We start from the raw sequence: 9,917 nt of genomic DNA on the forward strand, positions 1-9,917 counted from the left end.
ACAAGAGGAGTTCCGGCGACCTTGGTCGCCGGAGCGAGATGCGGTGTGGCCGCCATCACGGCCGCCGCGCCCGCAACGGCCAGGACGGCCGCCGGGATCAATTTCATTCGCATCGTTCAATCATTTCCTTGCAAAGCATTTCCCATCAGATTATATCTGACGCCAAGAACAACTCAAGCCGGCGAGCATAAGCTCGCCGGCCATTCATTCAAATTCGACGGATTAGTTGCACTGATCGTCCTGGATCGTCCACATACACGGCGTGGTCGATCCCCACTTCTTGTATCCCGAGTGACCATCGCCATAGAGGACCACAAAGCCGCCGGTGTGACGATAAGCAACCTTGGAATACGTCGCATCGTTGAACATGTCGGTACGGTTATCATACTGCAGGCCGCGCATGGAAGGCCCCTGGTTGAAGGTCGTTGGCGTAAGAGCCAAATAAGAGACCATGCCGTCCACGATATGAATGGTGCCCGCCGGATCCTCAATTTCGGCCATGGAGCGCGTGAATGTCGTGCCTTTTCCAACCCATCCGGATTTCTGGTTACCTGCGTAGTCCACAAACCCAGGATAGGTTTTACCATTGTTGCATGGGCGAAGCGCAATGATGTTATCCCATGGCTTCGCTCCAGTTCCGTTCTGCGTTGGGATCAAGTTTCGAGCGTAAGACAGTCGCGGAACCATGGAAAGGCTTGTGGAGGTGCCGTCGCCAGCGGAAGTTCCAACGGTTACCGCAACGCCAGTGAATTTGTTCATTCCGGGAATATATTTCGCATCACTTCCGGAAAACCCGTCATTAGCGCTGGGACACACAAATACTTGGGTGTTCTTGATGTAAGAATAAATCATCGTTGGCCAGGAAGTCGTGTTTGACGATGGCACGATCGATTCATCGTAATCCTGCGTGTACATCATCATGCCCGTGCCGATCTGCTTCATGTTGCTCAGACACGCGGTCTGGCGGGCCTTTTCACGAGCTTGGGCGAATACGGGGAACAGAATGGCGGCGAGGATCGCGATTATTGCGATAACTACGAGTAGCTCAATCAGGGTAAAGCCTTTGATTTGGCGATGGGATTTTAGTAGCTGCATGTTTTCTTTCCTGTCTAGTAAAAGCGTTAATGAAAGGGTCATCAATGAGAACGCAAACGATTGCTTGAGCAGTGAGGAGTTTACCAGCGTCCTGTTAAGAGGAGATTAAGCGAATGTTATGGGAACATTAACTTCTGAAAATATTTCAACTGAGGACAGAAAAAGACGCCCTGACCGCCGTAGGCGAGCACAGGACGTCTTCAATTTAACCTGAGATTCTAAGTTTTCTTTTCGTTATCCCGGCAGACGCGCAGGATCAAAGCATTTTCCCGGCCCGGCGACCGGAGGCGGACATCCATTGACCGTGCAGCGGCTTGCGGCGGCTTCGGAGCCGGACCATTGGATCATCCATGGCGCGACATCATTGCCGTTGCGGGTCAGCATTTGCTGCCAGGTGATGCTGTGAGCATGCCCATCGGCGAACACCATGTTGCTGCGCCCAAAGTGCCGAAGCGCCGCTTCTTTACTGTATCCACTGGTCCACATATTCGTGGAGCAGTTGAGGTTGAGATCCAGGGCTTCGAGCAGATTGTCGTAGGTATTGCTTCCAGAGACAGGATCGGGATCGCCGCTGTCGAAGATGACATAAACACTGGCCGGCTCCTCCAGCTCAGACAGCGTACGCGCCGGCAGATTGACGGCGCGGCAAAGGCCATCGTAGTTAAAGCCGTAGTTGCCGTCGTTGGTCCAGTCCGTCTTCGTCAGCTGCTCGGGACCGTCCGGGCTCTCCGGACAATCGAAAACATTCACGCTCTTGACATAGGGGCCGTAAAACCAGGGCCAGTTCGTGTACCCTCGGATCGCCTTGTTGGCGCCGAAGCCGAACATTGGAGGCACGGCGTGCACTTCAAACGTGGTGGAGCTGTTGCTCTTGTGGAATGTCTCGTCGTAGTCCTGCGTGTACATCATGACCGCCATGCCCATCTGCTTGCAGTTGCTCAAACACGCCGTCTGACGAGCCTTTTCCCGCACCTTCGCGAAGACGGGAAACAAGATCGCCGCAAGGGTCGCAATAATAGCGATCACAACGAGAAGCTCAATCAGTGTAAAGCCGATACGTTGCCGTGAGATCGTCTGAGGTTTGTTTAGTTGCATGTTTCACTTCCTGCCAAAACCGCGTGTGATTGCGTCGGCACTTCATGGCTGCGCAAACGTTTGCACAAGTGAGCCTGAGTTTACCAAAGCTTGGTTAAGAAAAGATTAAGCGAATATTATGTAAGTGTTAATTTTTGGAATTATTCCCCAGAGCATGCATCATGAGTGAGAGCGCATTCCCTATCGCCGACCCGGAAGCGGTATTGTCGAAAATGCACCAATCGCCGGGCGCCAGTAACGCCGCAAGCGCCTTCAAATAATCTTCAGAATAGGCGGAGTAATAGATACGGGGCGAGCCGTGCAGGCGATAATAAGAGACGCCGCCCCACCCTCCAGGATGTGCGGCTTCGGGCGTCCGGGCGGGGTCGGCGGCAACGCGCGCGATGTGATACTGGACAAGCAGCGCATTGGCCTCGGGCGTGAACCAGCTCTCGTGACGCGGCTCGCACACGACATCGCCGTTGTGCTGTGCGTTCAAAGCCTCAAAAAATGGCGCGGCTAAGTTGGCGTCGTATGCGAGACTGGGCGGCAATTGGACCAGGAGCGGCCCAAGCCTCTCCCCTAAGTGACCACACTCCTCTAAAAACTGCGCCAGCGGCTCGGCGAAGTCCGTAAGCTTTCGCGTGTGGGTAATCTCGCGCGGGACTTTGACGGAAAATTGGAAACCATCCGGAACGGAGGCGGCCCAGCGTTCGTAAGTCGAAGGGCGGTGCGGCTTGTAAAATGACGAATTGATTTCGGCGCAGTTCAGTTTAGTCGCGTATTTCTCAAGATGACTTCCCTCATCCGGAAACGACGCGGCATACTCTTTCGGTACGCTCCAGCCGGCGCAGCCAATTCGGACGGACATCGGCGGATCGTTACTCATGGCGCGCCGACCAGGCTTCCCACGCGGCGCGCACGGTCGGTTCGTGATCATTCGCATCAATCTGCTCAGATCGATACTGTTCAATGCTGACGATCGGCGCCAACGGAACACCGTCGGAAACGGGAGTGAGAAGAACGGAGCTGTCGCCGCCTTCCGTGCGCGCCTTAGCTTCGAACCGTTTGTCGTGGTCTTTGATAAACTCCGTCAGGGCTTCGGCTTCTTCGTGGCTCATACTTCTTGTATATCCAGCCCGAGAGAATGAGAAACCCAACACAAAATCAGCCCCTCTCACGTCATCCGTAAGAGGGGCTAATTTCTATTCAGGCTTTTGCAACTAGTCGAGGCGGGTGCGGACGCCGGTGCGGGCGTTCAGGAAGTACGGGTGGCCCTGGTAAGTGTAGTACTTGCCGGCCTTGTTTGTGCTCGGGTTCTGGGTCGTTGCGCCAGCGCGATGGTAATACTTCACGCTGTCATCCAGAAGAACGCCGATAGCCGTTCCTTCTTTGAGGTCCACGTCATGAACATCTTTGTCCTTGGTCAGCTGGCTGGCGCCGTAGCCCAGAGCCGCGCCGATCAGAATATTCTCAAGCTTGAGCTTGCCGCCGCTCAGTACGCTCGCCAGAACTCCGGCGCCGGCGCCGTAGCCGGCGTAGGTCAGGTCTTTATTCTTGGTGTTGGCTTTCGCCTTCAGCACACCGTCGCTGCCGGTCGAGACCGACTTGGAATCCAGACCGGTCGCCCGTCCGGAGATGGCGTAGGAACGGCCATCAGAAAGGCGAAGGCGCTTGAAGGCCAGCTTCAGCGTTCCCGGGTTCTTGCCTTCCTGGGGGGTCGCTTCCTGCACCACGCCTTCCACGGTGGCGTTGTGAAGGATATCGTCATACGCCTGCTTGCTGTTGTCGACGCTCGCGGTAAACGAGTCGCCTTCCGACGAATTGTTGGAAGACAAATCCGTGTTCAGCTTGACGGGAATTACCGAGCCGGAGCGCAGAACGATCTGCTTGTTCGACTGTGCGAACGCTCCCGGAGCGCAAACGCCAAGCGTGACGGCGGCCATCGCCGCCAGAGGGGCCGTTAAGAAACGACGATTTGTATTGAATGCGTTGAACATTGTTGTAATCCTTTACACTTCCCTGGGCGAACCCAGTGTCAAAACCGACATTTTGAAATCCTTGCGGAGCGCCGCGCCATTGGGATTGCACCCGGCCGTCTGCTTGCCGCATCTTTGTTTTTATTACCCGCGCCTCACCTGTTTTCAAACACGGGATACGGCGATTTTGAGCGCCGAAGCGCCCTTTTCCCATCGGGCGATCTTTGCGGGATTGTTCGTCCCGCCTATGAGTAATAGACGGCCCGCAGCCGCGAATGTTCCCGAACAGCTCTAGGCATGGTGAATTTACGAGTATTATCAGGGAGAAAGGGAAGATATGAGAGGACGTGACTAAAGGAGATAACAATGCTCACACTCGGGTGGGCGCGACCTTCAGTTCTTCTTTGATAAACGGCTTCACGCCCTTACCACCCATAATCCTAAGGCTGACGGGCCCGCTATTTTTCGGAATGCTTACCTCGAAATCAAAGAACGGGCAGCATCGGCTTTCCAGGGCGACAAACTCGGCGATCGCGAGTAATATCGTCCTGCCCGCCGGATAGCGGAACGAATACCCGTCAGGCAGGTCGTCCACGCCTAAATTCGCCTCGCCAAGCTGGCGCACCGCCACGGCGTACCGCGCGTGCTCCTCATCACTGAATACTCCCAGATTGCAGGCGATCGGAATTTCGCTCATTCTGATTTCTCCCAGATTACTCGCATCCCCTCAAAGATAGGCCTTTGTGCTTATGTCCATCATGACGATTATCGCTATGATAAGAGTATGAAGTCTCGATGAGCGAACACTGGCAGGCTTTCGAGAACGCCTGCCAGGCCGATCCTATTTGGCGAGATACTTAGACAATGGGCTGTCCTTAAGCGCTTTAATTCCCTCAACCACGGATTCCGCGTTGACCTTCGCGCCGGCGGGCTTAGTATGGGTAAGGTCAGGCAGGAAGTAGAACTCCGTCACCTTGTCTTTGCCCAGCGCGTCGTATTTGTCCGCTACGATGGAGTTGAGATCGAGAAATGGGACATTCTCGGTCTTTGCGACATCGGCCGACCACTCGCCGTATTGACCGGCGTTTCGCACGACCTTGTCCGCCGTCCACTTGTCGCGGGGGACGGGGGAAACGATGATCGGCATGGCGCCGTGGGCTTTGGCGTCGGTGACAAATTTTGTCATATACCAGCCGTAGGTATGCACGGTTTCGGGCTTGCTGGTCTGCTGGTTGGTGACATCCTGCGTTTCGGCGCCGACGCCATGCAGCGACGCACGGTAACTTTCCGAGGGAACGCCCAAGTCGTTATGCCCGAACTGCATCAGCACGAAGTCGCCAGGCTTCAGCTTCGCCTCGACCGCCGTCCAGAGGCCTTCCGTAAAAAACGTCCGGCTGCTGCGCGCGGCCAGGGCGTCGTCCTCAACGTGGATCTTCGACGTGTCAAATGACTTGTCGATCACTTCACCCCAGCCCTGTCCGCCCGCCATGTTGGCCTTGACCGTGGAGTCCCCGATGAGATAAAGCGTGGGCTTCTCCGCGCAAAACGCGGGCCTCGCCATACTGAGAGCGAGCATCACCGCCAGCGATCCAATGGAAATCTTGAATGTCATATCTTTTCCTCAGCATCCCGCCGTTCGTTGGGGACGCCACCGTACTTTTACCGTACCATGTCCATTGCGCAAACCCCCAATAATAAGTTCCGGCGCGGCGACGTATGGTGGGGATGGATGGACTGTGATATACTGCTCACATAAGCCAAACAGGCACGGATAAGGACATCGCTATGGGACATATCCCTCTCGGCAAGACCCAGCCGCTCACGACGTATCGTAAAATCGCCATCGCCAGCTGGCGGGCGCCGCGCGATCCCAGCACGTATAGCTGGTTCGATCTGCCCATTGAGGAAGCGGAGGCGTTCCTGAACGCCTACCCGTCCGATCCAAAACCATCACTCACCTATTTCATTGGGAAGATTGTGGCGAACTGTCTGGAGGAGCATCCGGCGCTGAACCATCTGCTGCGCCAGGACCGGCTCTACCAGCGCGCCCGCACCGATGTGTTCATCACGACCCTGCTGAATACTCCGGTCGGCCGGGACCTTTCCGGCTTCGTCCTGCGCGACGTCCCCAACCAGAGTCTCGGCGAAGTCGCCCAGTCGGCGGAAAACGCGCTCGCCCTTCTGCGCGCCGGCAAGGACGAGGACACCGAAAAGATCGACAGGATCACATCGCGCCTGCCCATCTGGATGCTGCGCATCACGATGTGGCTGGAAGACTTTTTCCACTACACCCTCAATGTCTCGCTGCGAAAGTTCGGCATGCCCGATGACCGCTTCGGCTCCGTCATGATCAGCAACTTCGGCGTCCTCGGCATCGAAAACGCCCTCGTCCCGCTGTCCCCCTACTGCCGCTGCCCCCTCATACTCGGCGTCGGCCGCCCCCGCCCTCTGCCCATCGCTCGCAAGGGCGAAGTCGTGGTCGCCGAATGCGTCACCATCAGCTTCACCTTCGACCACCGCTACGCCGACGGGGTCCACGGCGGGCAGATGATGCGCAGGTTTCAGAAGATCTTCTTGAATCCCAAGCGATTTCCGGAGGTGTTCGACACACCGAAGGCAAAGGAATCAGAGCAGCCGACGACTGCGGCATTAAGCTAATCGTCTCTATCCAAGTTAAACGCGTTACCGCGCGGCCCAATCACTTGGTCATGAGCGTGCGCGCAGCTATTATATTGACCTGGGTAGGGTTGGCGGGAGAGAGAAGGAGGCGTCGGGGGCGTCTTGGGGGTTTTATGCGAGCGTTTTGAGATAGCGCATTTCGTAGAACTCAAAGCCGTTCCGGAGGTCGGACTTGGTGGTTTTGGTGGGGGTCCAGTTGCGACGCTCGTAAAATCGGCGTGAACTGACATGGGAGATCAGGATCCAGAGGGTTGCTTTGCCGTATCCCGATTCCAAGAGAAACGCAAGGCCCTGTTCTAGAAGCGCTGAACCGGCGCCTTTTCCCATACAATCGGGATCGATATAAAGCGAATACAACTCGCCGGTGTCTTTTTCGACGTCCCCGTCCCAGCAAGGGCCGACACTGCAGTGGCCGACGATTTCCCCGCCGATCTCCGCAATGAGTGTCGCCATCTTCTCATTATCCGCAGACAAAATTCCGGACCAGATCTTCGTGCGTGTCTCGACGGAGAGCGCTTCGAGCAAATCTGCTGGCAGCTGTCCCCGGTAGGCGTGACGCCAGGATTTGACATGGAGAGCCGCGATGGTGGGAGCATCGCCCGGGTTCGCGGGCCGAATGACGATTTTTTCCATAGTGTTCATAGGTGGCGATGTGGTCAGGGCGGATCTTGAACGTAACGCTTCCCAATCGCCGACAGCGCAGCAGCAGCGCCGGCGAAAGCAAACGAGCTATGGCAATATTATATCGTATATCGGGCCGACGGCGACATAATCCGGCTCTCAAACACGATTTCGGCAGCCGCCGCTTTGTCCAGGCGACAGCCTGGAGCGCTCTTGCAGACTATGCACTGTCTTCCTTCTTCCACGGATAGAAGTTATAAACCAACCCCCGCCACTCTCCGTACTGCTCGAAGTAGGCATACACCTCTTTGTCCGTCACCGGCCGCCCCAGTTCTTTCCCCAGCAGCGTGCGCGCCCAGCTGTCGACGTTGACATGGGCGGGTTTACCAAGATAAAGCATCAGGCACGCGGCGCCATATGGGCCAACACCGGGAAGCGAGAGGAGACGTTTGCGCAAAGCATCGGCGGTTTGAGGTTCGTCTTGCCAGGCTTCGATATCGAGGACGCCGGCGGCGATGTCGGTCGCGATCTTGTGGACGTAGGCGTTTCGATAGCCCATGCGGGCGAGGGCGGCGAACTCATCGAAGGGAACGGCGGCGATCTGCTCAGGCGTGGGAAAGGCGCGGCGTTCGGGGGCGCTGGGCAGCGGCGAGCCGAAGTGCTCCGCGAGCCGATCCGTCATGGCGATGGTCTGGGTCCAGGTGGTGTTCGAGGTCGCGATCACTTTGACGGCGTCCTCGAAGAGCGATGAGCCGCGCAGCATGCGGCCCTGCACGGCGGCGGGAATATGCGCGAGTTCGGGACGCGTGAGGCAGTAGGCGTGGAAATGATCGATCGGCAGGTCCAACTGCAGCATGCGGCGCACGAGGGAAAGAATTTCGGCTTCGGCGCCGCCGTCCACATCAACAAAAACTTGCCGATCGTCGGCGCGAATTTGCAGCCGGACGACTTCGCCTGTCGAAAGATGCTCGACGCGTTCCAGAGTTTGCCTGTCTTCGTCCCAGTGAAAGGGAGTAAGGCGGCGCCAGCCGTGGGAGGAAATGGTTTCCATAAACGAGAAGTCCGTGGGGACAGGAATATTCAAAGACATGCTTGTATTATAGCCAATCGGACGCCCGGCGGCTTACGCTGTCTGGGGTAGAATTTGCCTTTGATTACGCGTCACGATGCAGTTCTCATTCAATCCGCGAGACTGACAACCGTAGCCCCTCCGCCGCTCGCATACCCTGTTGTTCCAACGACCGATGTATTCCCCCCAGCGGCGCCGGCGATGTTCATACCGACAAAGCGCCCGGTGACGACGTTCTGAGAATTGCCGCTGGGAGATGTATTTTCGATGAAAAACACCCCAAATCCAAGTACCGTAACGTTGGCGCTCCCATTTTTTCCGGGCGTTGAAATGAGCGGGAGAACGACGAGGTGATCGTCGTTAACGTCCTGCCGGTATGGGTCTTTGTAGTACACTTTGCCCGATGCGTCTGTGTAATCGACCGGATAATTTGAACGCCCATAGAACCAATCGTTGTACGGCGAAGAACTGTTGACATACGTTGAATCCATCCCGTTTGGCGGCGACAATGTGGGATTCAATCGATCGCCCATGCCCTGCTGTGTCGGACCGACTTTATTTCCGGTCAAGGTGCTGATCTGGTCGCCAATACTGATCATCTCCGAAGAGTTGTAGCCGACATTAGTGCGATAGTCGCCGCCGCCGGACGCGCCAACCAAATTCAGAGCGCCGAAGTTGCCCATGGCGCTGATGGTGGACCCGGCCATGGTTGTGGACTTAAGGGTGATCTGCCGCGTCTGGTACGTGAAGTTTGCCGGCGGCTGCGTCAGTAGACTGCTCAAAAAGATCAGGTCGCTTCGCAGTGCGGGATCCAGACCCGGATCTGGATTGGACTGGTCGGCGATCGGCCCCCAGGGCGCGCTGCTATACACTCTTCCAGCAGGCAGGGCGGTAGCGGTGGCGTGAGCGGGAACGTTCGTGGCGCCCTGTCCAACGACTTGACCGAAAACCGACGGTGATAGTACCGTTCCATACACCGTAAAAGTAGTAGCTGTTGCGCTTGTTTTACTGCTATTGAGGATGAACTTCGCGCCATGATTCTGATAAGCGGAAATCACGCGATCGCGCGCCGTCGCGCTGTTCTGAATTGCCCACGCCAGCGCTGCCGAATCGGCTACTTTTTGGGCCTTGTTGCGCGCATACCACATGTATCCCTCATCCAGAGCGAGGGCCGATACGGCGCATAATGCTGTCATCGATAACGCCAGGAACAAAAGCGTCGCGCCTCGCTGACTTTTCCGTCTTGAATGTAACATCAAATTCTCCCTGTAGACATTATTGCCGTATCATAATTGACTGTAGTTTAGCGGTTTTGGAGGGTTGAAGATTTGAGGAGACGGGAATCGATATTCCAAAAACTTCCTGCCAGAGGTTATGGATATGATCCCGTCTCCCGAATG

General features: G+C 56.4%; 11 protein-coding genes. 1 reads left to right on the forward strand and 10 read right to left on the reverse strand.

The genetic code is table 11. The features are described 5' to 3' along the window. Positions 1-222: 222 nt before the first annotated feature. The 7 genes from ABIZ35_RS20635 to ABIZ35_RS20665 form a co-directional block, all read right to left on the reverse strand. Positions 223-1,095, reverse strand: coding sequence for a DUF1559 domain-containing protein (locus tag ABIZ35_RS20635; RefSeq protein WP_348221811.1), 873 nt, complete (start codon positions 1,093-1,095; stop codon positions 223-225). A 234-nt stretch (positions 1,096-1,329) separates the two neighbouring features. Beyond that, positions 1,330-2,190 (reverse strand): prepilin-type N-terminal cleavage/methylation domain-containing protein, encoded by an 861-nt coding sequence (locus tag ABIZ35_RS20640; RefSeq protein WP_348221812.1) that lies wholly within the window; start codon positions 2,188-2,190, stop codon positions 1,330-1,332. A 127-nt stretch (positions 2,191-2,317) separates the two neighbouring features. Beyond that, positions 2,318-3,058 carry a DUF72 domain-containing protein gene (locus tag ABIZ35_RS20645; RefSeq protein ID WP_348221813.1) on the reverse strand — a complete coding sequence of 247 codons (741 nt, stop codon included), beginning with the start codon at positions 3,056-3,058 and terminating at the stop codon, positions 2,318-2,320. Then, positions 3,051-3,290 carry a hypothetical protein gene (locus tag ABIZ35_RS20650; protein ID WP_348221814.1) on the reverse strand — a complete coding sequence of 80 codons (240 nt, stop codon included), beginning with the start codon at positions 3,288-3,290 and terminating at the stop codon, positions 3,051-3,053. Before ABIZ35_RS20650 ends, ABIZ35_RS20645 begins: the two co-directional genes overlap by 8 nt. Positions 3,291-3,392: 102 nt before the next feature. Next, complete coding sequence (locus tag ABIZ35_RS20655; RefSeq protein ID WP_348221815.1) at positions 3,393-4,169, reverse strand: hypothetical protein; 777 nt, start codon at positions 4,167-4,169, stop codon at positions 3,393-3,395. Between the two features lie 349 nt (positions 4,170-4,518). Then, positions 4,519-4,845, reverse strand: coding sequence for a hypothetical protein (locus ABIZ35_RS20660; protein ID WP_348221816.1), 327 nt, complete (start codon positions 4,843-4,845; stop codon positions 4,519-4,521). 144 nt (positions 4,846-4,989) lie between these two features. Beyond that, on the reverse strand, positions 4,990-5,760 hold the full coding sequence (locus tag ABIZ35_RS20665) for a rhamnogalacturonan acetylesterase (protein ID WP_348221817.1): 771 nt from the start codon (positions 5,758-5,760) through the stop codon (positions 4,990-4,992). A 173-nt stretch (positions 5,761-5,933) separates the two neighbouring features. Between ABIZ35_RS20665 and ABIZ35_RS20670 the strand changes: the two genes are divergently transcribed. Further along, a complete protein-coding gene (locus tag ABIZ35_RS20670) occupies positions 5,934-6,806 on the forward strand; it encodes a 2-oxo acid dehydrogenase subunit E2 (RefSeq protein WP_348221818.1) in 873 nt (290 codons plus the stop codon). Positions 6,807-6,938: 132 nt separating this feature from the next. Here the strand turns inward: ABIZ35_RS20670 and ABIZ35_RS20675 are convergent, their stop codons facing one another. The 3 genes from ABIZ35_RS20675 to ABIZ35_RS20685 all read right to left on the reverse strand — a co-directional run bounded on the left by ABIZ35_RS20675 (position 6,939) and on the right by ABIZ35_RS20685 (position 9,773). Continuing rightward, the gene (locus ABIZ35_RS20675; RefSeq protein ID WP_348221819.1) at positions 6,939-7,460 is read right to left on the reverse strand and encodes a GNAT family N-acetyltransferase; all 522 of its coding nucleotides are present in this window, start codon (positions 7,458-7,460) and stop codon (positions 6,939-6,941) included. 208 nt (positions 7,461-7,668) lie between these two features. Then, positions 7,669-8,538: a hypothetical protein gene (locus ABIZ35_RS20680; RefSeq protein WP_348221820.1), complete on the reverse strand. Its 870-nt coding sequence runs from the start codon at positions 8,536-8,538 to the stop codon at positions 7,669-7,671. 89 nt (positions 8,539-8,627) lie between these two features. Beyond that, positions 8,628-9,773 (reverse strand): pilus assembly protein TadG-related protein, encoded by a 1,146-nt coding sequence (locus ABIZ35_RS20685; protein WP_348221821.1) that lies wholly within the window; start codon positions 9,771-9,773, stop codon positions 8,628-8,630. Positions 9,774-9,917 lie beyond the last annotated feature (144 nt).

It is taken from the genome of Capsulimonas sp. (assembly GCF_039929585.1).
GTDB lineage: Bacteria > Armatimonadota > Armatimonadia > Armatimonadales > Capsulimonadaceae > Capsulimonas.